The organism is Actinomyces bouchesdurhonensis, assembly GCF_963540955.1.
GTDB classification, from domain to species: Bacteria; Actinomycetota; Actinomycetes; order Actinomycetales; family Actinomycetaceae; genus Pauljensenia; species Pauljensenia bouchesdurhonensis.
Genome location: NZ_CAUTSL010000025.1, coordinates 1 through 21,997 on the forward strand (window position 1 = coordinate 1; position 21,997 = coordinate 21,997).

At 65.3% G+C, this 21,997-nt stretch carries 21 protein-coding genes and 1 tRNA gene; 15 read left to right on the forward strand and 7 right to left on the reverse strand.

Going from position 1 to position 21,997, the window contains the following annotated elements; all coding sequences use genetic code 11:
* Positions 1 to 195: 195 nt before the first annotated feature.
* Complete coding sequence (locus tag RYL44_RS05740) at positions 196 to 744, reverse strand: 2'-5' RNA ligase family protein (protein ID WP_276738839.1); 549 nt, start codon at positions 742 to 744, stop codon at positions 196 to 198.
* A gap of 122 nt (positions 745 to 866) precedes the next feature.
* Here RYL44_RS05740 and galK point away from each other — a divergent pair, with 122 nt between their 5' ends.
* The 12 genes from galK to RYL44_RS05800 all read left to right on the forward strand — a co-directional run bounded on the left by galK (position 867) and on the right by RYL44_RS05800 (position 13,503).
* Positions 867 to 2,114 carry a galactokinase gene (gene galK / locus RYL44_RS05745; RefSeq protein ID WP_314975372.1) on the forward strand — a complete coding sequence of 416 codons (1,248 nt, stop codon included), beginning with the start codon at positions 867 to 869 and terminating at the stop codon, positions 2,112 to 2,114.
* A 102-nt stretch (positions 2,115 to 2,216) separates the two neighbouring features.
* Positions 2,217 to 3,080: an SGNH/GDSL hydrolase family protein gene (locus tag RYL44_RS05750; protein WP_314975373.1), complete on the forward strand. Its 864-nt coding sequence runs from the start codon at positions 2,217 to 2,219 to the stop codon at positions 3,078 to 3,080.
* The gene (gene pth, locus RYL44_RS05755) at positions 3,070 to 3,672 is read left to right on the forward strand and encodes an aminoacyl-tRNA hydrolase (RefSeq protein ID WP_314975374.1); all 603 of its coding nucleotides are present in this window, start codon (positions 3,070 to 3,072) and stop codon (positions 3,670 to 3,672) included. The genes RYL44_RS05750 and pth overlap by 11 nt, the downstream gene beginning before the upstream one ends.
* Before the next feature lie 53 nt (positions 3,673 to 3,725).
* Positions 3,726 to 7,310, forward strand: a complete 3,585-nt coding sequence (gene mfd, locus RYL44_RS05760; protein WP_314975375.1) for a transcription-repair coupling factor — start codon at positions 3,726 to 3,728, stop codon at positions 7,308 to 7,310.
* Between the two features lie 60 nt (positions 7,311 to 7,370).
* The gene (locus RYL44_RS05765; RefSeq protein WP_276738822.1) at positions 7,371 to 7,979 is read left to right on the forward strand and encodes a hypothetical protein; all 609 of its coding nucleotides are present in this window, start codon (positions 7,371 to 7,373) and stop codon (positions 7,977 to 7,979) included.
* A 179-nt stretch (positions 7,980 to 8,158) separates the two neighbouring features.
* Positions 8,159 to 9,439, forward strand: a complete 1,281-nt coding sequence (gene eno / locus RYL44_RS05770) for a phosphopyruvate hydratase (protein WP_200783437.1) — start codon at positions 8,159 to 8,161, stop codon at positions 9,437 to 9,439.
* Between the two features lie 109 nt (positions 9,440 to 9,548).
* Positions 9,549 to 10,283: an FtsB family cell division protein gene (locus RYL44_RS05775; protein ID WP_314975376.1), complete on the forward strand. Its 735-nt coding sequence runs from the start codon at positions 9,549 to 9,551 to the stop codon at positions 10,281 to 10,283.
* The gene (locus RYL44_RS05780; RefSeq protein WP_314975377.1) at positions 10,280 to 10,789 is read left to right on the forward strand and encodes a DUF501 domain-containing protein; all 510 of its coding nucleotides are present in this window, start codon (positions 10,280 to 10,282) and stop codon (positions 10,787 to 10,789) included. Before RYL44_RS05775 ends, RYL44_RS05780 begins: the two co-directional genes overlap by 4 nt.
* 61 nt (positions 10,790 to 10,850) lie before the next feature.
* Entirely contained in the window at positions 10,851 to 11,828 is a 978-nt protein-coding gene (locus tag RYL44_RS05785) for a Ppx/GppA phosphatase family protein (RefSeq protein WP_073982450.1), read from the forward strand.
* Positions 11,829 to 11,866: 38 nt separating this feature from the next.
* Positions 11,867 to 11,940: transfer RNA gene (locus RYL44_RS05790), tRNA-Leu, on the forward strand.
* A 153-nt stretch (positions 11,941 to 12,093) separates the two neighbouring features.
* The gene (locus tag RYL44_RS05795; protein WP_314975378.1) at positions 12,094 to 13,071 is read left to right on the forward strand and encodes a Bax inhibitor-1/YccA family protein; all 978 of its coding nucleotides are present in this window, start codon (positions 12,094 to 12,096) and stop codon (positions 13,069 to 13,071) included.
* 33 nt (positions 13,072 to 13,104) lie between these two features.
* Positions 13,105 to 13,503 (forward strand): FKBP-type peptidyl-prolyl cis-trans isomerase, encoded by a 399-nt coding sequence (locus tag RYL44_RS05800; protein WP_314975379.1) that lies wholly within the window; start codon positions 13,105 to 13,107, stop codon positions 13,501 to 13,503.
* A gap of 65 nt (positions 13,504 to 13,568) precedes the next feature.
* Here RYL44_RS05800 and msrA read toward each other — a convergent pair whose 3' ends face one another.
* Entirely contained in the window at positions 13,569 to 14,195 is a 627-nt protein-coding gene (msrA, locus tag RYL44_RS05805; protein WP_314975380.1) for a peptide-methionine (S)-S-oxide reductase MsrA, read from the reverse strand.
* Positions 14,196 to 14,345: 150 nt separating this feature from the next.
* On the opposite strand from msrA, the gene RYL44_RS05810 reads away from it, so the two are divergent.
* Entirely contained in the window at positions 14,346 to 15,800 is a 1,455-nt protein-coding gene (locus RYL44_RS05810) for an AI-2E family transporter (RefSeq protein WP_390883799.1), read from the forward strand.
* 69 nt (positions 15,801 to 15,869) lie between these two features.
* On the opposite strand, the gene greA is transcribed toward RYL44_RS05810, so the two are convergent.
* Together greA and trhA are read right to left on the reverse strand one after the other, a co-directional pair.
* The gene (gene greA / locus RYL44_RS05815) at positions 15,870 to 16,349 is read right to left on the reverse strand and encodes a transcription elongation factor GreA (protein ID WP_073982454.1); all 480 of its coding nucleotides are present in this window, start codon (positions 16,347 to 16,349) and stop codon (positions 15,870 to 15,872) included.
* A 110-nt stretch (positions 16,350 to 16,459) separates the two neighbouring features.
* Positions 16,460 to 17,143, reverse strand: a complete 684-nt coding sequence (gene trhA, locus RYL44_RS05820; RefSeq protein ID WP_073982455.1) for a PAQR family membrane homeostasis protein TrhA — start codon at positions 17,141 to 17,143, stop codon at positions 16,460 to 16,462.
* 173 nt (positions 17,144 to 17,316) lie between these two features.
* On the opposite strand from trhA, the gene RYL44_RS05825 reads away from it, so the two are divergent.
* Positions 17,317 to 18,078, forward strand: coding sequence for an isoprenyl transferase (locus tag RYL44_RS05825; protein ID WP_073982456.1), 762 nt, complete (start codon positions 17,317 to 17,319; stop codon positions 18,076 to 18,078).
* Positions 18,079 to 18,159: 81 nt separating this feature from the next.
* Here the strand turns inward: RYL44_RS05825 and RYL44_RS05830 are convergent, their stop codons facing one another.
* From RYL44_RS05830 to xseA, 3 genes are read right to left on the reverse strand one after another with little or no spacing between them, the layout of a single operon-like run.
* Positions 18,160 to 19,095 carry a carbohydrate kinase family protein gene (locus tag RYL44_RS05830; RefSeq protein WP_314975381.1) on the reverse strand — a complete coding sequence of 312 codons (936 nt, stop codon included), beginning with the start codon at positions 19,093 to 19,095 and terminating at the stop codon, positions 18,160 to 18,162.
* A 42-nt stretch (positions 19,096 to 19,137) separates the two neighbouring features.
* Positions 19,138 to 19,368, reverse strand: coding sequence for an exodeoxyribonuclease VII small subunit (locus RYL44_RS05835; RefSeq protein WP_073982458.1), 231 nt, complete (start codon positions 19,366 to 19,368; stop codon positions 19,138 to 19,140).
* A gap of 57 nt (positions 19,369 to 19,425) precedes the next feature.
* Entirely contained in the window at positions 19,426 to 20,733 is a 1,308-nt protein-coding gene (xseA, locus tag RYL44_RS05840) for an exodeoxyribonuclease VII large subunit (RefSeq protein ID WP_390883800.1), read from the reverse strand.
* Between the two features lie 160 nt (positions 20,734 to 20,893).
* Here xseA and RYL44_RS05845 point away from each other — a divergent pair, with 160 nt between their 5' ends.
* Positions 20,894 to 21,961: a 4-hydroxy-3-methylbut-2-enyl diphosphate reductase gene (locus RYL44_RS05845; RefSeq protein WP_314975382.1), complete on the forward strand. Its 1,068-nt coding sequence runs from the start codon at positions 20,894 to 20,896 to the stop codon at positions 21,959 to 21,961.
* Positions 21,962 to 21,997 lie beyond the last annotated feature (36 nt).

The following is a 21,997-nucleotide window of genomic DNA, read 5'->3' on the forward strand; positions in this document are numbered from 1 at the left end:
AATCGCTGGAAACGTTGCAATTCCAACGCTTCGATTTCAAGATTTGAAGGAGTTGTGAGGGAATTACGTGCGAAATTGATGGGGGTGGGCGCTCGCATCAATGAGATGGGGTCAGCGCGCAAAGGCTTGGTAGCGCGCAAAGGCTTGGTAATGCGCAAAGGCTTGGTAACGCGCAAAGGCTTGGTAAGCAGCGAATCAGTGGCCGGAGGCGTCGAAATCAAACAGGGCCATCGAGGAGTAGATGCCGGAGGGGTCGATGCGGTCCAGGCGGAAGCCGGGAACGATCCAAGAGGCTTCGACGGTTGCGCCGATGTCGAGAGCGAGGTCCAAGGCGACATCGTCGACGTCTTGGGCGAGGGTTACGTGCGGGTGGTAGGGGAAGCGAGTGTCGTGGTCGAGGGGGCCTGAGCGGATTTCTTCGGCGATGTCGATGCAGGCATCGGAGCCTTCCGCCAGTTTCATGAAGGCGACGTTGGAGATGGGGCGGAACGAGTCTGTGCCGGAGAGGGTGACGCGGAAGGGGGCGTGGCGGGCTGCGATGGCACGCAGGTGGTCGATGACGGCGGCTCGTGTGTCGCGGGCGATGGGGGTGGGTGGCATCAGGGTGATGTGCGCGGGGATACGTGATCCTGCGAGGTCGCCTAGGCGTAGGCGCAGGTCGGTGAGCTGAGAAACCCAGGGTTCGGGGATGGCGACGACGACGCCGAGCCAGTCTTGGCCGGGGAGTCGTTGGGGGAGGAACATGATGCCTGCCTGTGTCGCGTCGGTGGGTTCTCTCACTGTACCTGTGGGTCGCGATGGGATAGCGTCTGAAGGTTGTGAGTGCGTTCACGTAGACTTGTGGGAGTGAGACCAAGGAGGATGGTGTGAGTGATCTCGTGTGGGCCGACGCTGCTACCCCCGCCGATGGGGCCGCGCAGGCCACAGCCCTGTTCCGTGAAACGTTTGGCTACGAGCCGTCGGGCGTGTGGGGTGCGCCCGGGCGCGTGAACATCATTGGTGAACATGTGGACTATAACGGCGGCCCGTGCCTGCCGATTGCCCTCCCGCACCGCGCCTACGTGGCGCTGTCGCCCCGCGAGGATCGAACGATTCGGCTGATGTCGCCGCAGACCCGCGACGCGGTGGATGTCCTCGATCTGGATGTGATCGGCCCGAAGGGGACCCCCGGCGAGGTGACGAACCACTGGACCGCGTACCTGGCTGGCGTTGCGTGGGCCCTCGAGCAGGCTGGATTTGGGCCGCTGCCCGGTTTTGACGCGGCCCTGTGGTCGTGCGTGCCCCTGGGTGGTGGCCTCTCGTCGAGCGCCGCGCTTGAGTGTGCGACCGCGGTCGCCCTGGACGAGGTGTGCTCCCTCGGCTTGGCTGGCACGATCGAGGCCCCCAACGACGAGGGGCGCAAGGTGCTCGTGGATGCCGCGCGCGCTGCGGAAAACCAGGTGGCGGGCGCGAACACGGGTGGCCTGGACCAGACGGCGTCCCTGCGCTGCCGCGAGGGCCATGCACTGGCCCTCGACTGCCGCGACATGTCGACGAGCCAGGTTCCCTTCGACCTGAGCGCGGTCGGCCTCGAGCTTCTCGTCATCGATACGCGCGCCAAGCATTCGCTGGCGGACGGCCAGTACGGGTCGCGCCGTGCGGACTGCGAGGAGTCGGCGCGCATCCTGGGAGTGGGCCAGCTCGTGGACGTTGAGGACCTCGACGAGGCCACGGCCGCGCTGGGTAATGAGCGCCTGGCTGCCCGCACGCGCCACGTCGTCTCCGAAATCGCGCGCACGCGCGCCTTCATTGAGCTTCTCGATGAGGGGCCGCTGGAGGGCACGCGCCTGGCGGTCGCGGGCGCTCTCTTGAACGATTCGCACGACTCGCTGCGCGACGACTACGAGGTCTCCTGTGAGGAGCTGGATGTGGCCGTGGAGGCTGCCCGCGCTGCGGGCGCGCATGGCGCGCGCATGACGGGCGGCGGCTTCGGTGGAAGCGCGATCGCGCTCGTCGATGCGCACGCCGTGGAGGGCGTTGCGCGAGTCGTCGCGGTCGCCTACGCGCAGCGTGGCTGGGAGCCTCCTCACTTCATCCGTGCTCTCCCGGGAGCGTCGGCCGGGCGTCTGAGCTGAGTGATCTAGACAAACCGAGGGGTCGGTGCTTCAGCATTTGAAGCACCGACCCCGGCCTCGTTACACTTAGACAAGCAGCGACAGACGCGGGAAGGACGCAACATGGGGATCGGGAAACGAGCATGGCAGGTGGCGGGTGCCGCGGCTGGCGGCGCGAGCCTCTTCGGCGGTGGTATCGCGATAGGGCGCCTCCTGCGCCTGGACTCTCAGCGCGGCGACTACCGCAGGTCCTGGGAAAACCACAACCTGGCCACGTTGGAACGTCTGCGTCAGCTGGATGAGCATCCCGAGGGCGAGCGCCCGTATCTGATCGTGGCACTGGGTGACTCCTCCGTGCAGGGCATGGGTGCTTCGCGCATCACCGAGTCTTACCCGGCACGCCTGGCCTCCGCAATCATGCAGCAGATGGACCGTGAGGTGCTCCTGCTCAATCTGTCCCTGTCGGGTGCCACCATCGAATCCGTCGAACTCACCCAGATACCACAGATGCGTGGCCTGGGCCTGCTGGACGGCCCCTGGACGCCCGACCTGGTCACCCTGACAATCGGCGGTAACGATGTCATGGCCGAGGATATGGCCCCCGGCCAGTTCGAGGAGCGCCTGCGCCGTATCCTGGCTGTGCTTCCCGCCGATACTCTCGTCTCTACGATTCCTTCTTTCGGCATCATGCCGCAGGAAAGCCGCGCTCAGGACATGTCTGACCGAATCGGCGCCGCCGTCGAGGACTCCCACGCGCACCTGGTTGACCTGCGTTCCCTGACGCAGGAATACTCACTGCCCACCTACACCTTCGCCTACCACGCCGCGGACTTCTTCCACCCCAATTCGGCGGCCTACGCCAAGTGGGCACAGCTCTTCGCCGACGCGTGGGCCGAATCCCGACGTGAGGCAGCCCCCGTCGTCGAGGATGCTCCCCAGTGGGACATGCTCTCGGCGCGGGTGGCACAATCGGAGTATGACAACTGACGGACCGTGGCTCATCGTCGGGTTAGGTAACCCCGGCGCGCAGTATGCCTCCACCCGACACAACGTCGGGCACCTCACCCTCGACGTGCTCGCCTCGCGCGGCGGGGCGACCCTGACATCGCACCGCTCGCGCACCCACACTGCCGACGTGCGCCTGGGTGTCGGTCCCGGCGGCGTGCCCGGGCCGCGCGTGATCCTGGCGCGCTCCGACAGCTACATGAACACGTCCGGCGGGCCGATCAGTGCACTCGCGTCCTTTTTGAAGGTGCCACCGGAGAGAATCCTGGTCATTCACGACGACATGGACCTGCCCGCGCACACGCTGCGCCTGAAGGTCGGCGGCGGAGAGGGCGGTCACAACGGCCTGAAGTCCCTCACTCAGCACCTGGGCACGCGCGACTACGCGCGCCTGCGCATCGGCGTGGGGCGCCCGCCGGGGCGAATGGATCCGACCGACTACGTGCTGGCCCCCTTACCCGCAAAGGAACGCCCCGACTGGGACGTGACGTTCGAACAGGCAGCCGACGTCGTCGAAGACATTGTGACGAAGGGATTTGCCCCCACCCAGATGGTCCTGCACACCGGGTCCTGACGGGAAAGAGCGCCCTCGGGCGCCGTCTCCATCCCCACCGTGAAAGGTAGCGCGTGCTTCTCACCGGACTGCTCCCGGACATCTCCACCGACCCCGCGATTGAGACGGCCACGGACTCCATCGAAGCGGGCCGCTCAGGCACAATCGTCGCCCCCGTCGGCATCCGACCGCCTCTGCTCGCCGCCGCCGCCTCGCGCGCGGCCAGGCCGCTCGTGGTTCTGACCGCCACCGGGCGCGACGCCGAAACCTTAACGAACGCCTTAGCCTCGTGGATTCCGGGCGTCGCCATGCTGCCCGCATGGGAGACCCTGCCACATGAGCGTCTCTCGCCCCAGGTGGACACGATGGCCAGGCGCATCGCCGTCCTGCGGCGCCTCGTCCACCCCATTGCGGGAGACGACAGCGCGGGTCCACTCTCGATCCTCGTCGTCCCCATCCGAGCCTTCCTGCAGCCGATCATCGCAGGTTTAGCCGATCTCGAACCCGTGCGCGTGCGCACCGGAGACGTTCTGGACCTGACGGAGACGACGAACCGCTTGGCCGAACTCGGTTACGAACGCGTCGACATGGTCGAAGGACGCGGCCAGATGAGCGTACGCGGCGGCATCCTCGACGTCTTCCCGCCCCAGGAAGCCCACCCGCTTCGCGTGGAGCTGTGGGGCGACGAGGTAGACGACATCCGCGCCTTCTCCGTCTCCGACCAGCGCACCCTCGGAGAGGCCACCGACGGAGTGTGGGCCGTCCCCTGCCGCGAACTCCTCCTCACGCAGGCGGTGCGCGCCCGCGCCCGCGAGGCCGCCGACCGCCTGCCCGGCGCCGCCGAGATGCTCACACTGGCCGCCGAAGGGATCGCAGCCCCCGGCATCGAATCCCTGGCCCCCATCTTGGTTCGCGACATGGAGTCTCTCCTCGACCTGTTGCCCGCAGGTTCGCCGATCCTCGCCTCCGACCCCGAACGCATCCGCGCCCGCGCCGCCGACCTGGTCGCCACCACCGAGGAGTTTCTCGCCGCCGCGTGGAGCGCCGCCGCCGGGGGAGCCGACACTCCCCTCGAGGCCTCCAAGGCCTCGTTCCTCGACCTGAGCGAGCTGTGGGGGAGCGGGAATCACCCCTGGTGGGAACTCACCGACCTGCCGCCCGCCGACCTCGCCTCCGCCATCGACGAGGCCGGGGCTAGGGCCGCGAGGCAGGGCGACCCAGCGCCCGTCGTCGTCTCGCCCACCCTCATGCGCGTGGGAGCACGCGACGTGCACCCCTACCGCGGGGACTTCACCCGCGCCGCCGCCGACCTCACCGACCTGGCGCGTGACGGCTGGAGCATCGTCGTCACCACCGAAGGCCCCGGCCCCGGAAGGCGCATCCGCTCCATCCTCACCGACGCCTCGTGCCCGGCCGTGCTCGCGGACAGCGTGGAAGCGCGCCCCAACCCCGGCCTCGTCACCATCACGACCGCGCAGGCCGGCGTCGGATTTGTTGCCCCCAACCTGAAGCTCGCGATCCTCACCGAAGGCGACCTCACCGGGCGCGTCGGCGCCACGACACGCGACATGCGGCGCATGCCCTCACGCAGACGCAAGGGCGTCGACCCGCTGACCCTGCACCCGGGGGACTACGTGGTCCACGACCAGCATGGCATTGGCCGCTTCGTCGAACTGGTCTCACGCACCATCGGGCGCGGCGAGGCTGTTTCCACCCGCGACTACCTCGTCATCGAATACGCTCCCTCCAAACGCGGCCAACCCGCCGACCGGCTCTTCGTGCCCACCGACGCACTCGACCAGATCTCGAAGTACACGGGGTCCGACGAACCCTCCCTGACGAAGATGGGCGGCGCCGACTGGGCCAAAACCAAGGCACGCGCGAAGAAGGCCGTGAACGAGGTCGCTAAGGAACTTATCCGCCTGTACGCCGTGCGCCAGCAAACCAAGGGGCACGCCTTCGGGCCAGACACGCCATGGCAGCGCGAACTCGAGGACGCCTTCCCCTACGTGGAGACCCCCGACCAACTCGTCACCATCGACGAAGTCAAGGCCGACATGGAAAAGCCCATTCCCATGGACCGCCTGCTCACCGGCGACGTCGGATACGGCAAGACCGAAATCGCCGTGCGCGCCGCTTTCAAGGCCATCCAGGACGGCTACCAGGTCGCTGTCCTCGTACCCACGACGCTTCTGGTCACCCAGCATGCCGAGACCTTCGCAGAACGATACGCCGGTTTCCCCGTGCGTATCGGTACGCTTTCACGCTTTTCGACCACGAAGGAGACCGAGGAGGTCAAGGCGGGGTTGGCCTCAGGCGAGGTCGACCTGGTCATCGGCACGCATTCCCTACTCACCGGCACCGTCTCCTTCAAGAAGCTCGGCCTCGTCATCATCGACGAGGAACAACGCTTCGGCGTCGAACACAAGGAAACCCTGAAGGCGCTGCGCACCGACGTCGACGTCTTGTCGATGTCGGCCACCCCCATTCCGCGCACCCTCGAAATGGCGATCTCCGGCATCCGCGAGATGTCGATTCTCCAGACCCCGCCCGAGGAACGCCAGCCCGTCCTCACCTTCGTCGGCGCCTACACGGACGCCCAGGTCAGCGCAGCGATCCGCCGCGAACTCTTGCGCGACGGCCAGGTGTTCTACGTGCACAACCGCGTCGATTCGATCTCTTCGGTCGCGGCTCATATCAGCGAGCTGGTTCCCGAGGCCCGCGTGCGCATCGCCCACGGCAAGATGAACGAGCATCAGCTTGAAGCCGTCATCCAGGACTTCTGGAACCACGAGTTCGATGTCCTGGTATGCACGACCATCGTCGAAACCGGCCTGGACATTTCCAACGCGAACACGCTGATCGTCGACCGCGCCGACACTTTCGGTCTCTCCCAGCTCCACCAGCTGCGCGGACGCGTCGGGCGAGGCCGTGAACGCGCCTACGCGTACTTCTTCTACCCGGGCGACAAGGCCCTGACCGAGACCGCTCACGAGCGCCTCAAGACAATCGCCTCAAACACGGAGCTGGGTGCGGGCCTGGCTGTCGCCCAACGTGACCTCGAGATCCGAGGCGCTGGCAACCTCCTAGGAGGGGCACAGTCCGGCCATGTCGAAGGCGTCGGATTTGACCTGTATGTGCGAATGGTGTCCGACGCGGTTGCCGCCTACAGGGGCGAGACGCCCACCGAGAAGACCGACGTGCGCATGGACCTACAGGTAGACGCTCACATTCCAGAGGGGTACGTGCGCGGCGAACGCCTGCGCCTCGAGGTCTACGCGAAGATTGCGGCCACGACCACCCCCGAGCAGGAGAAGGACGTGCGCGATGAGCTGGTCGACCGCTACGGTCCGATTCCGCCTCAGGTTGACCTGCTCTTCGCGGTTGCCCGCCTGCGTGAGATAGTGCGCCGCGCCGGGATCGCCGAGGTCGCTACCCAGGGCAAGTACTTGCGCGTCTCGCCCGTCGAACTGCGCGATTCGCAGGTCATGCGCCTGAAGCGCCTGCATCCGGGGACCGTCATTAAGGCGGCCGTCCGCCAGGTTCTTGTACCCCTGCCGCTCACCTCGCGCATCGGTGGCGCCCCGTTGACCGATGGCCCCCTCCTGGAGTGGGTGGAAACACTGGTGACCAAGATTCTTGTACCTTTTGGCGAGTAGTGCCTGTGGTGGAATACACTGGTCCTATTGCGTCGCAACACATCTGAGGAAGGAACGCTTGTGCGCTACACACGCCAGCTGGCCGCCGCCGCCTTGATCGTGGCTGCAGGACTGGGAATGGGGGCCTGCTCCGCCCATCCCGGTGCCGCCGTGGTCACCTCGTCGGGCGTTACGTATTCGAACGCGGAAGTTGAGGAAGCTGCCCAGCAGCTCTTTGACATGAAGGCTTCGAAGAGTACGGATATTGGCTACGCGATCCGCAAGGACCTTGCGAATCATGACCTGCTCCTGGCTGCTGGTGCAACTGCGGGCGTGAGCGTGACGGACACGCAGGTTGACACCTTCGTGCAGCAGGTGGTGCAGCGTAGTGGCGGCGTTGTGCCCGCCCAGATGGGGCGTGTCACTCGTGTCCTTCTGGAAAACACCGTGCTCACGCAGCTGATCAACATGAAGCTTCAACAGGATCCGACGCTGGAGGGTCCGGTGGACGCTGTTGTGGCCCAATACCAGGAAGCGTCCTCCGTCACTATCAACCCGCGCTTCCCGCAGCCTTCCGTCGGTGGGATGGAGGAACCTCAGACGCCTCTGTTTGGTGATGCGGTCGCCGCTCAGAAGCAGCCCGACGCGGCCTCTATGCTGGGAGGCGCGACGGGAACCAACACGCAGTGACGCACATGTGAGCATTCGCTCACAGTGGGCGGGGACTAATGTCGCTTGTCCGGCGTCACACACAGGAGCGTTCCGCTCCGAACCATAAGACGTCGCCTCATCGGGGGTGACCACACAAGGCGGTCCGTATTACCGTTGTACTGACCGCTTCCACGCAACAACATCGATTGGAGAATGACGTGGCAGTTATTGAAGGCATTGGTGCACGCGAGATCCTCGACTCGCGCGGTAACCCGACTGTCGAGGTCGAGGTCGTCCTCGAGGACGGCACCGCTGCGCGCGCGTCCGTTCCCTCCGGCGCGTCCACCGGCGCGTTCGAGGCCGTCGAGCGTCGCGATGGCGACAAGGGCCGCTACCTTGGCAAGGGCGTCCAGGATGCCGTTGACGCCGTCGTCGAGCAGATCGCCCCCGAACTGATCGGCGAAGAAGCTGACGATCAGCGCTACATCGACCAGGCCATGATCGACCTGGACGGCACCCCCAACAAGGGTAAGCTCGGCGCGAACGCTATCCTCGGCGTCTCTCTCGCCGTGGCTAAGGCCGCCGCGAAGTACGCGGACCTGCCCCTGTACAAGTACCTGGGCGGCCCCAACGCTCACGTCCTGCCCGTCCCCATGATGAACATCCTCAACGGTGGCTCCCACGCGGACTCCAACGTTGACATCCAGGAGTTCATGATCGCCCCCCTCGGCGCTCCCTCCTTCCGCGAGGCGCTGCGCTGGGGCGCCGAGGTCTACCACACCCTTAAGGGTGTCGTGAAGGACCGTGGCCTTTCTACGGGTCTGGGCGACGAGGGCGGTTTCGCTCCCAACCTGGACTCCAACGCTGAGGCTCTTGACCTGATCGTCTCCGCGATCGAGAAGGCCGGCTTCAAGCCCGGCGAGGACGTCGCCCTGGCTCTCGACGTCGCCTCCTCTGAGTTCTTCAAGGATGGCCTCTACCAGTTCGAGGGCGAAGGCCGCTCGACCGACTACATGGTGGAGTACTACGAGAAGCTCATCTCGAACTACCCGCTGGTTTCCATCGAGGATCCGCTGGATGAGGACGAGTGGGATGCTTGGAAGGCCCTGACCGCTGAGATCGGTGGCCGCGTCCAGCTGGTCGGCGACGACCTGTTCGTTACCAACCCCGCTCGCCTGAAGAAGGGCATCGAGCTGGGTGCCGCGAACGCGCTGCTCGTCAAGGTGAACCAGATCGGTTCGCTGACTGAGACGCTCGACGCTGTTGAGGAAGCACACCGCAATGGCTACCGTACGATGACCTCGCACCGCTCCGGCGAGACCGAGGACACCACGATCGCTGACCTGGCTGTCGCCACGAACTCCGGCCAGATCAAGACCGGTGCCCCCGCTCGCTCCGAGCGCGTCGCCAAGTACAACCAGCTGCTGCGCATCGAAGAGCAGCTGGGTGAGGCCGCCGTCTACGCCGGTCGTTCGTCTTTCCCTCGCTTCAACAAGTGAGCCTAGGCAACTAGCCGCATAGCTCCGCGCGGACCCGTCAGGGTCCGCGCGGAGTGTTTTGTCGGCGTGGAGCCGCGCCAACTGCGCGCTCATAGGGCACGATAGAAGAATGGCTAGTCGTCGTCCTTCCTCCCGCCCTACTCCTCGTCGTCGTTCCTCCGGTGTGGAGGGGGCGCGTACGACGCGCGAAATTAACGCGGAGAAGTCTCGTCAGCGCCGAGCGGCGAAAGCTGCGAAGAAGGACGAGGCCGCGGTGCGGGGAGTGCACACATCGCGTTCCGCGGATCGTGTGAAGGCCACCGCTTCTTCGGCGACGGGCCACGGCCACGCGCGGGTCCGCGAAGCGGCGAACAAGAGACGAGAGAACGGCACGGCGCTGTCGATCGGAGGCCTGGACATCTCGACACGTCTGGTCGTGGTCTTGACGGTCGCGGCGATCCTCGCGGTCATGTTGGTGCCCAACGTTTACCAGTGGTGGCAGCAAGAGCGTGAACTCGCCCAGATCAAAGCGCAGGTGGCTGAGCAGCAGCGCAAGAACGCGGATATGCAGCGTCAACTGGACCTGTGGAACGACCCGGACTATATCTCGACTCAGGCCCGTGAACGCCTGGGGTATGTGCGCCCGGGTGAGACCCAATACACGGTCGTTGATCCGGGGCCGCAATATCAGGACTCCGCCATGGCGGCCGCCGCGACGCCGAGTGGACCCGCGCGGCCCTGGGTGCAGCAGCTCGCTATCCTAGTGGGTAAGGCGGATCAGCCGCCCCATGCGACGCCTATCCCGTCGGCTGAGACCAGCCAGTCGGACCAGGACAGTAGCACCGGCCAAGAAAGCGGAGAATGAGCCTCGTTAAGACCACAGACGCCACCGAAGAGGACCTCGTTGTCCTGCGCGACCAGCTGGGGCGCGTGCCCCGAGGCGTGGTTGGTATTGCCGCGCGCTGCGTGTGTGGGCGCCCCACGGTCGTCGTCACTGCGCCGCGCCTGCCCGATGGGACTCCTTTTCCCACTACTTTCTACCTGACGCATCCAGCGGCGGTGAAGGGTGCTTCCACGCTGGAGGCCGAGCACGTCATGGATACCATGAACGAGCTGCTCGCCGCGGACGAGGAGCTGCGCGCCGCCTACGTGCGCGCTCACCAGGCCTACATCGATGCGCGCCTGGCCCTTGGTGATGTGCCCGAGATAGCGGGGGTGAGCGCGGGCGGCATGCCATTGCGTGTCAAGTGCCTGCACGCCCTCGTCGGCCACTCCCTGGCTGCGGGTCCGGGCGTGAATCCCATTGGAGATCGCGCGCTTGCGATGCTTGCGGAGCGCGGCCTGTTTTCGACCGCCCGCTGCTCGTGCTGAGCCCCTCCCGCCCGTGCCCGCCCCGACCTCGTCCGGGATTGTACTCACCAGAAACGAAGCGATGACCCGCGTAGCTGCTATTGACTGTGGAACCAATTCGATCCGACTGCTTGTCGCCGACGTAAGTGTCGGCGAGGACGGCAGGCCCCGCCTCGCCGATCTGACGCGCCAGATGCGCATCGTGCGCCTGGGCCAGGGCGTGGATGCACGCGGCTACCTGGACCGGGGCGCGATCGCGCGGACCGTGGAAGCCACCGTTGAATATCAGCGGATGATCGACAAGCTCGGCGCGACGCGCACGCGCTTTGTCGCAACTTCGGCGACGCGCGATGCGTCTAACAGTGCGGAGTTTATTCGTCAGATTAAGGCCGTGATCGGCGTCGAACCCGAGGTCGTCGTCGGCACGCAGGAGGCGTCCCTGTCCTTTACTGGAGCGGTCGGTGGCCTGGGAGAGTCCGTGCGCTCCCCACTGCTGGTCGTGGACATCGGCGGCGGTTCGACCGAGCTGGTGCTGGGTTCGACGGTCGTCAAGCAGGCGATCTCGATTGACATGGGTGCGGTGCGCGTGACGGAGAAGTTTTTCTCACACCTGGACCCCGCGCAGGGCGTTCCGCAGGCGGAGCAGGGGCGAGCGATCGCGTGGATTGACGAGCAGTTGGACGGCGCGGAGAAGGCGGTGGATCTGGCGCGGGTGCGCTCCCTCGTGGGCGTCGCCGGCACGGTGACGACGCTGACCGCCAAGGCCCTGGGCCTCAGCTCCTATCAGCCTGAACGTATCCACGGGGCGCGCCTGAGCGCCGCTCAGATCGAGGAGGCCGTGCGCTTCATGGTTGACCAGCCGATCCCCGTCAAGGCTTCCCTGGGGTTCATGCCCGAGGGGCGCGAGGACGTCATCGCCGCCGGGGCGCTCATCTGGAGCCGCATCGTGACGCGCGTTCTCGATCGTGCGCGGCGCGCCGGGCACCCCATCGAGGAGGTCCTCACGTCCGAGCATGACATCCTCGACGGCATCGCGATGGCGATGGTCGACCGGGCTTGAAGCGGGCGCCGGCCTCCCGTAGGCTGGACTTGCTCCTCGCCCCCGTGGCCCAATTGGCAGAGGCAACCGACTTAAAATCGGTGTGTTGTGGGTTCGAGTCCCACCGGGGGTACTGTCCGCGCGGCGCGTTCGAGGCCGTGGCCGGGATCGCCCGAGTGTTTCCCGGGTGGATCCTTAATTTCGTTGCGCGCATAACGGTACGTTTCCCTTGAAGGGGTACCTCGTGCGACACTAGAGGCAACGCATCACTGACCAAGGAGGAATTATGGCCAACCCGGTGATGAATTCGATCGTTAAAGACTGGTCGACCCAGCAGACGACACCCGCCGGATACCCCGCGATGCCCGGCTATCAGCCTGCGTCTCAGCAGGCACCCAACCCCTACGGGGGTCAGTCGAATCCCTACGCGACCCAGCAGGGCCAGGCGTATGGCCAGCAGGGCGCCTACGGTATGCCCCAGCAGGGCCAGGCGTATGGCCAGCAGGGCGCCTACGGGGATCAGATGGCCTCCTATGAGGCGATGATGAACGCCCCGGCCGCCGACGCGGTGGACCGTGGCACAATGACCTTCGACGATGTCGTGGTCAAGTCCATCATGTGCTTCGGCCTGCTTCTTATGGGTGCGACGGTCGGGTGGATGACGGGCATCGTTGCGATGGGTGTCGCGTTGGTGCTGTTCTTCGCCTCGTGCGCAGTGACGCTGGGCCTGGCGCTCTTCATCCAGTTCTCAAAGAAGATTCGCCCGGGAGCAATCGTCACCTACTCCCTTATTGAAGGCTTCAGCCTCGGCGTGATCTCCTGTACCTTTGAGTCCTTCTTCCCGGGTATCGTGATCAGCGCGGTTGTCGCGACGCTCGTCGTCATCGGCACGACCTTGGCTGCCTTCAAGATAGGTTTCGTGCGTAACTCGTCGACGCTGACCCGCGTCGCGGGGATCGGTTCCGTTGCCTTCTTCTTCTACTACCTCGTCACCTTTGTGCTGTCGGTCACCGGCATGGTGGACATGCGGGCCGTGAACGACACCCCTGTCTTCGGTATCCCGCTGGGCGTCATCATTGGCCTGCTCGCCGTCTTCATCGGCGTCCTGTGCCTCGTGCGCGACTTCGATGCGGTCAAGGTGGGTGTCGCGAGCAACGTTCCTGTGAAGTACGCGTGGCTGTGCACCTTCGCGATCATGACGGACGTCATCTGGATCTACCTCGAGATCCTCAAGATCCTGTCGTACTTCATGCGCCGTGACTGACGTGCCGCTCCACCGACCCTAAGGAAAGACACCGTGGAAAACATTTCTGTTGTCGGCGACTTTGGCCGCAAACCCGCCCTCTCCTTCGACGGCACCCCCTCTGACGAGCTCGTCGTCGAGGTCCTGCGCGCTGGCGACGGCGAGGAGGTCGAGGCCGGCGACACGATCACCTGCCACTACTACGGCGCGGTCTTCGGTTCGGCGACCGACTTCGATAACTCCTTCGACCGTGGCGGCGCCCTGTCCTTCCAGATTGGCGTCGGCATGGTCATCCCCGGTTGGGATGAGGGTCTCGTGGGTAAGCGCGTGGGCGACCGCGTGCTCCTGTCCATCCCACCCGAGCTGGGCTACGGCGCGCGTGGCGTCCCCCAGGCCGGTATCCCAGGCGGCGCAACCCTCGTGTTCGTCACGGACATCCTGGGCGTGAACTGATCGCAGTTGACAAACGGGGCGGGCCAGCACACACCGTGCTGGCCCGCCCCGCGCGTCTTGGTCGTCTACTTATCGCGCAGCGTAGGGCAAGCAATGCCCGTGCGCGCGTGACACTCGTAGCCGCCCGGATTCTTGAACAGGTACCGCTGGTGGTACTCCTCTGCTAACCAGAAACGGGCGTCAGAGTTGGGGGCGGGAGCGGGCGCTATCCGCGTCTGGATAGGCCCGAAACCGCGGTCGGTCAGCACCTTCTGGTAAGCGTCTCGCAGCGCAAGTGCGTCCTCGAACTGGGCAGGCGTCGTCGTCCAGATGACGGAGCGGTACTGGTCGCCGATGTCGTTGCCTTGGCCGCCTACCTGAGTGGGGTCATGGACTTCAAAAAATAAGCGAATCAGGTCGACCGCATTCGTCCGTGCGGTGTCGAAGAGGACCCGCACGGTTTCGGCGTGGCCGCTCGCGTGCGCGCAGACCTGCTCATACGTCGGATCGGGGGTGTGTCCACCCATGTACCCAACGGTCGTCGAGACGACGCCGGGAGCGTTCCACATGGCTTTTTCGACGCCCCAGAAGCATCCACCCGCCAGGAAGATAACCTCCTGGCCGACCCCGGCCTCGTCCATGCGTGAAGACCCTTCCGACGCGCGTATCGAGGAACGAACGTCCGATGGCGCAACCGAAAACAATGATGTCATGAACCTCATTTCATCACTGCCGCTCCACCTGCGCGCGCTAAGCGCGTGAAGGACGGAAAACACCGCGTTCACGGGTACTCTTATGGCGTGAGAAAAGGAGGACCCGTGGCCGACGCATCCCAAAAAACCCGCTGGAAGCTATCCGACCTGATGGGACGACTCAGCGCCGTTCTGCCCGTAAGGGATACTAACCCGGGTGAGGGGGGACCCGCCCCCGCGCCCGTTCTTTTGTCGGTGCGAGAAGATAACACGGATGAGAGCGACGCCGCCGCGATGGTGCCGCGCACCTTGCGCGTCGCCGCCGCCTTCTCGTGGCGTACGCTGGTCGTTGTCGGGCTGGTTGCGGTCCTCCTCTGGGGGGCTTCCAAGCTCACCATCGTCATCATGCCTGTTGCGATCGCGCTTACGATCACGGTGCTCCTTGAACCCCTCGTGTCGTGGATGCGCCGCACACTGCGCTTCCCCTCCTCCCTGGCGGCCACCGTCGGCCTGCTCGTCTTCTTCGCTGTCGTCGCTGGTGCGCTCAGCCAGGCGGCTGCCGAGCTCATTCAGCAAGTCCCGCAGCTGGCCACTCAGGCTGCCGACGGTTTCCGCGCCCTGCTCGATGCGATCACGCACAACGAGTACCTGAAGAACGGTCCCCTCAAGCTTGACACGACCGTCCTGAGTCAGGCCGCCGAGCAGCTGCGCAGCGAGCTGGTGACGTGGCTGAACACGAACAAGGAAACGCTGGCGACCGGTGCCCTGAACATCACCTCCTCGGTGGGGACGCTGGCGACCTCCGGCTTGACGATGCTGTTCTGTCTTTTCTTCTTCCTGAAGGAGGGCCGATCTATCTGGCTGTGGTGTGTGCGCCTGCTTCCGGCCCCCGCTCGCGTTCCCGTCCACGAGAGCGCGATTCGCGGGTGGTCAACCTTCGGGTCTTACGTGCGCACGCAGATCCAGGTCGCAGCAATCGACGCTGTGGGTATCGCGTTGGGCGCGTTCTTCCTCGGAGTGCCTTTGGCTATCCCGATTGGCGTCATTACGTTCTTCGCGGCGTTTGTGCCGATTCTGGGCGCTATGACGTCGGGTGTCATCGCCGTTTTGGTTGCGGCGGTCAATGGTGGCCTGACGAAGGCGCTCATCATGTTGCTCATCATTTTGGTGGTTCAGCAGGTCGAGTCCAACATTTTGCAGCCTTTCATGATGTCCAATGCGGTGTCGTTGCACCCGGTGGCTGTCATGCTGGTAATCACTGCCGGGTCCGCGATTGCGGGTATCGCCGGCGCTGTTTTTTCTGTGCCGATCGCGGCGTTCATTAACGCCACAGTCATGTATCTGCACGGTTACGATCCGATGCCGGAGCTGGCCACTGATCAGGATCGTCCGGGTGGCCCTCCGGGAGTGTTGGAGGAGCAGATCGCCGCGACCTACGTGGGTAAGCCGGATACTCGCACGTCTTCGGTGCGCGCGGCCACGATGGGGGACGAGGCCGAGGCTTCCTCTGAGGCGACGGGCGAGGGTCTTACCGTGGCTGAGGCGGTTGCCCCCTCGGGAGTGGGTGTCCCGGGTGAGGGGAAGCAGATGAAGGAGGGTGCGACTACTCACGCGGAGGAGGTGTGAGCGGGCGCTGTCGACGAAGTGCGGGCGGGTCCCACCTGTTGTGGTGGGACCCGCCCGCGTGTGTGTCGCTCAGCCTTTGAAGGGCTTGGCGTCGATGATTTCGACGTCGATCATGCGGCCGGTGGGTGCCTCGAAGGAGAGGGTGTCGCCGGCTTTGTGGCCGATGACGGCGGCACCGAGGGGCGCCTGTGCGGAGAACACTTGGATACCCAGGTCGCCGCCTGCGTCGCGCGAGCCGAGTAGGAAGGTTTGTTCGCGTCCGGCGACGCGGGCGGTGACGACCATGCCGGGTTCGACGATGCCGTCGTCGGCGGGTGTCTCACCGACCTCGGCGTGTTCGAGCATCTCCTGGAGGGCTTGGATGCGGGTCTCGTTCATGGACTGTTCGTTGCGTGCGGCGTGGTAGCCGCCGTTCTCGCGCAGGTCGCCTTCCTGGCGGGCGGCGTCGATGAGTCGGGCGATTTCTACGCGCTTGACCTCGACGCGTTCCTTCAGTTCGTTTGCGAGCAGGTCGTACTGGGCCTGCGTGAGCCACTGAGTGTCGGCCATGGTTCCTCCGTTGACGTGTGTCAGTACATTGAGCGCCGACACTGTGGTGTCGGCGCGCATGGTGTCGAGTGTAGCAAGATTGGGGGCGCTGTGATCGCGCCGGTGGCGCGTCAGCCTCCCAGGACCGCCAGGTAGACGGCGACGCAGTGGCAGGCCCATGCGGCGACGGTGAAGGCGTGGAAGATTTCGTGGAAGCCGAACCAAGTGGGGGAGGGGTCCGGTTTCTTCATGCCGTAGACGACGGCTCCGAGTGTGTAGAGGATACCGCCGGCGACGATGAGCCAGACGATGGCGGGTCCTCCTCCGACCCACAGTTGGGGTAGGTACCAGACGGCGACCCAGCCCAGGGCGACGTAGACGAGGGTGGTGAGCCAGCGTGGCGCGGTGGGCCAGAAGAGGTTGAGGAGGATGCCGACGAGGGCGCCTCCCCAGACGACGGACAGGAGGATTGTGGCGTCGGTGCGGCTCAGGAGTGCGATGGTCAGAGGCGTGTAGGTGCCGGCAATGAGGAGGAAGATGTTGGAGTGATCCAGGCGTTTCCACATGGTCTCCCAGCGGGGGGCCCAGTAGAAACGATGGTATGTGGCGGAGACGCCGAAGAGGATGAGTGAGCAGGCCAGGTAGACGGCTGAGCCGAGTTTGGTTGCGGTTGTTGGGGCCAGGCATACGAGGACGATGGATGCGGCCAGGGAGAGGGGGGTCGCTGCTAGGTGCAGCCACCCTCGTAGTTTGGGCTTGATGCTGACGAGTTGCCCCGAGACCCATTCCCGGGGTTTAAGCGATGCAATCGGCATGTTTTCCCCTCCATTCTTCTTACGCCACCGTAGGTTACTACGCCGTAGGTTTATTGGAGCGGCATGTTCTCGTACTGCGAGAGCATTTCTGTTTCCCTGTGACCAACAGCGCGATACTCTTAACCTCATAAGAGTACGCTGCGTTATCGGGCCGAGCACCGAGGAGGGACGACATGGGCCAGTGGAACATGCTTTACGACATGTATGAGCGTCGCCTCAAAGCTGAACTGTCCAACGCGGCAGTGCCCAAGCACATCGGCGTCATCTTGGACGGGAACCGTCGTTGGGCGAAGTCGCTGGGGGCTACCGCCTCACAGGGGCATCGGGCGGGCGCAGGCAAGATTTCAGAATTCCTCCAGTGGTCAGATGACGCGGGTGTTTCAATCGTCACCCTATGGTTGTTGTCAACCGACAATCTCTCGCGAGACGCAGACGAACTGGGTGAACTCCTGCGTATCATCTGCGAGGCCGTGTCGCTCTTGGCCGACCAGAGGCGCTGGAAGCTGGCGATCGTCGGCGACCTGTCGCTGCTACCCGAGAAGGTAGCCGATGACCTGCGTTCCTCTGTCGCGCGCACGGCGGGCGTGGAGGGCATGACCGTGAATATCGCGGTCGGCTACGGCGGACGGCACGAGATCACCGAGGCCGTCCGCGCCATGATGCGCGAAGCGTCAGCCCAGGGAAAGACCCTCGACGAGCTGGCTGACTCCTTTACCGACGCGGATATTACCGCCCACGTGTACACGAAGGACCAACCCGACCCCGACCTCGTCATCCGCACCTCGGGGGAGCAGCGCCTCTCCGGGTTCATGCTGTGGCAGTCCGTGCACTCCGAGTACTATTTCTGCGAGGTCTACTGGCCCGACTTCCGTCGCGTGGACTTCCTGCGTGCCCTACGCTCCTACGCCCAGCGCGAGCGCCGCATGGGCAAGTAGTCACCCCCGGTATCCAACACTGAACGAAGCCGTCGCCCCTTCGCTGGACCCGGCCTCGTTCGCGCATCTGACTAAGCCAGCTCAGGCGAGCTCATGCGCCCAGGGCGGGTTCGCGCCCTTGCGTGAGACAGTCACATCGGACACGGCGCTCGCACGATCGATGACGGCGCGGACCTGCTCCTCCGGCAGGGCACGCAGCGCTTCGCGAGCGCCAGCGCCCCGCAGTCCCATGCCCCACAAGGCGTCGATCATGCCACCCATGAAGGAGTCACCCGCGCCGACCGTGTCGACGACGGCAACATCGCCGGGCGTCTTCGTGAAGCGCACGCCCGATGAAGTGGCGACGAGGGAGCCGTGCTTGCCGCAGGTAACCACAATGAGCGAGGGCCCCAGGCGCAGCCAACGCTCCACGACATCGTCGACGGGGGCGCCGCCCGTCAGCCACTCGATGTCCTCGTCCGAAACTTTGACGACGTCGGACAAAGCGATGAAGCGTTCGATTGAGACCAGAGTCGCCTCAGGATCGCCCATGATCGAGGGACGGGCGTTAGGGTCGAAGCACACGAGCGCGTGTTCACGCCCGCGAGTCAGCGCGTCAAGCACCGCCGACGCGCCCGGTTCGATGATCGTCGAGATGGAACCCGCCTCGATGATCTGCGCGGTGTCAGGGACATCGATGGGGCCGGTGGGCGCCCACTCCAAGTCGAAGATGTAGGAGGCGGCACCGTGCTCGTCCAGGCGAGCCAACGCGGTCGACGTGTGCGTAGCGCCGCGTGATGCATCCGTGATGTGCACGCCTGAGTCCGAGAGATGAAAATCAATAAGGCGACCACGTTCGTCCCGACCGATCCACGTCGCCAGTTCGACCGGGCGACCCAGGCGCCCGAGCGTCAGTGCGACGTTCGCGGGAGAACCACCGGGGATTTCAATGGGGGAGTCCGGCTGGTCGTGTGTGATCACAACGTCGATGAGTGCCTCGCCAATAGCAAGCACGTGGGGGTGGGACATCTGCGTCATGATTACTCCTTGCCGATCCAAGCCAGTGGGACTGACATCACCCTAGCGCTCGTCCGGTGACTGCGTCTGGGTACGCCCTGTGAGACGAGACTGTGCTCCATCGAGGATCTGTGAGCAGCGCTCCGCCAGTGCCTCCCCGCGTTCCCAGAGTGTCAGAGTGGCCTCCAATGGGGCCTGACCTCCCTCAAGGGACTGGACGATGCGCACGAGTTCGTCGCGCGCTTCCTCGTATCCGAGGGACTGAGGGTCGGGCAGCTGATCATTCACAGTCATTGTGTACTTCCTTACGTTGGTTCTCGAATGGGGCGATAGTGGGGCAGAGGTCCCGGGTCACGAGTCGGTCGGCGGGGCGGGGCTGGTAGCGCCCACGACCTGGGCAACCATACGTCCCGAGGCAAGGACGCCCTCGATCAGGTCACCCTTCTTGATCTGCGTCGAAGAGGTGATGAGCGTCCCCGAGGGAGTCTTCAGCAAGGCGTAGCCGCGGTCCAGTGTTGCCTGCGGCGACAGGGCCGTGAGCGTCGCACGCGCACGGGTCAGGGTCTGGCGTTCGGAGGACAGGCGCCGCTCAACCGCCGCACGCAACCCAGTGACATGCCGTTCGAGGGCGGCGCGATGCCCGTCAACAATGGCACCAGGGTCCTGCAGTACCGGGCGCGACGTGATGAGAGTCAGGTGTGAACGTTCCGCCATGAGGCGACCGGCCACAGCCCCGTGCATGCGGGTACGGGCCTGGGTGAGTCCTTCGCGCTCGCGGGCGCGATCAGGGACGATGCGTCGCGCCGCGTCCGTGGGGGTCGATGCCCGGTAGTCCGCGACGAGGTCCAACAGCGGAGAATCCCCTTCGTGGCCGATCGCGGAAACAACGGGCGTGCGTGCAGCTGCGACGGCGCGCACGAGGCGCTCATCCGAGAAAGGCAGGAGGTCTTCGACCGCGCCGCCGCCGCGCGCGATGACGATAACGTCCACGCCCCGCAACGCGTCGAGTTCGAGGAGTGCGCGGCCCACCTCGGGCACGCAGTGGTCTCCTTGGACCGCGACCTCACGGATCTCAAAGCGTGCGGTCGGCCAGCGCTCTGAGGCATTGACAACCACGTCGTCTTTCGCTTTCGCGCCCCGACCGCAGATCAGGCCGATCGTGCGCGGCAGGAACGGCAGGGGCTTCTTTCGGGAATCTGCAAACAGGCCTTCGGCTGCCAGGCGGGCGCGTAGCGCTTCGATCTGGGCCAGCAGGTCGCCCACGCCCTGCAGGTGAATCTCCGCGGCCTGTAGGTTCAGGCGGCCCGATCGCTCCCAGAACACCGGCTTGACGCGAGTGACGACGTGCGCGCCCTCGCTGAGGGCGGAACCGTCCATGACGGAAGCCCACGCCGTCACCGTCATCGACGTGTCCGTCTGAAGGTCACGTAGCGTCAAAAAGTGCATTGTCGCGCCGGGACGCACCTTGTATTCGACGACCTGACCCTCCACCCACAGGGGACTCATTTTGTCCACGTAGCGCTTGATGTTCTCCGTCAGCCTGCGCAGCGGCCAGGGGTTGTCACGCGTCGTGTCGGCGGCCTTCGCGGCCTGCGGGCGCGCTGGTGTGCCCCCGGAGGGGGCATCGGTGGAAGAAGAGAAAACAGAGGGCGAGGTCACCCACACAGGATGCCACAGGCCGCCCGCATGTGCGGTCCCGTCTCCGAGCGCGTGGGGAGCTGGCAGCGAGGCCACGCGCAGGCCTCGTCCATGACATGCGTCCCGTGTGATTCCCACGCCCCCGCGCACGCCCGAGCGTCCCGGACGATAGGGTTGATGCATGAACGAAAACGTCGACCTGCGAGCCAGCGCCGAATCCCCCCTGCCCGCCTCCCACGGGGAGGGGAGCGGCCGTATCCTTCTTGCGGCCCCCCGCGGATACTGCGCCGGTGTGGACCGCGCCGTCGACGTCGTCGAAAAAGCCCTGGATCTCTACGGCGCGCCCGTGTACGTGCGCAAGGAAATCGTCCATAACAAGTTCGTCGTCGAATCGCTGACCAAACGCGGCGCAATCTTCGTGCAGGACACCGACGAGGTCCCCGAAGGGGCTCGCGTCGTCTTTTCCGCGCACGGCGTCTCACCTGCGGTTCATGAGGCCGCAGCAACCCGCCAGCTCGCCACGATCGACGCGACGTGCCCGCTCGTGACCAAAGTCCATCGCGAGGCCGTGCGATTCGCGAAGGAGGACTACGACATTATTCTCGTGGGGCATCAGGGCCACGAGGAGGTCGAGGGAACCTTCGGTGAGGCTCCCGACCACATCCAGGTCGTGGGCAGCCCCGACGAGGTCGAGGGAGTCGTCGTGCGCGACCCCTCGCGCGTCGTGTGGATCTCCCAGACCACCCTGTCCGTCGATGAGACTCGTGAGACCGTGGACCGTCTGCGTCAGCGCTTCCCGCAGCTCATTGACCCGCCCTCGGATGACATCTGCTACGCCACCCAAAACCGTCAGGGCGCCGTGAAGAACATCGCCGGACAGGTGGACGTCATGATCGTTGTCGGTTCCGCGAACTCTTCCAATTCGGTGCGCCTCGTTGAGGTGGCGCTCGAGGCCGGGGCGGGCAGCGCGCACCGCGTGGACAAGGCCGCAGAACTCGACGAGTCCTGGTTCGAGGGCGCCCGCACCGTCGGACTCACTTCGGGGGCGTCCGTGCCCGAGATCCTCGTGCGTGACGTCATCGAATGGCTGCAGGAACGCGGCTTCCCCACCGTCGAGGTCGCACGCACCGAGACCGAGTCGACGACCTTTGCGCTGCCCCGTGACCTACGCGCCGACCTGAAGAAGGCCGGAATGGCGCCCGCGCGCCCCCACGCCCCCCGCGTCGCCGGGCCAAACCACACCAGCTGAGACCGCGGCCTCCGCGCGCCTGACAGTGCGGTAAGC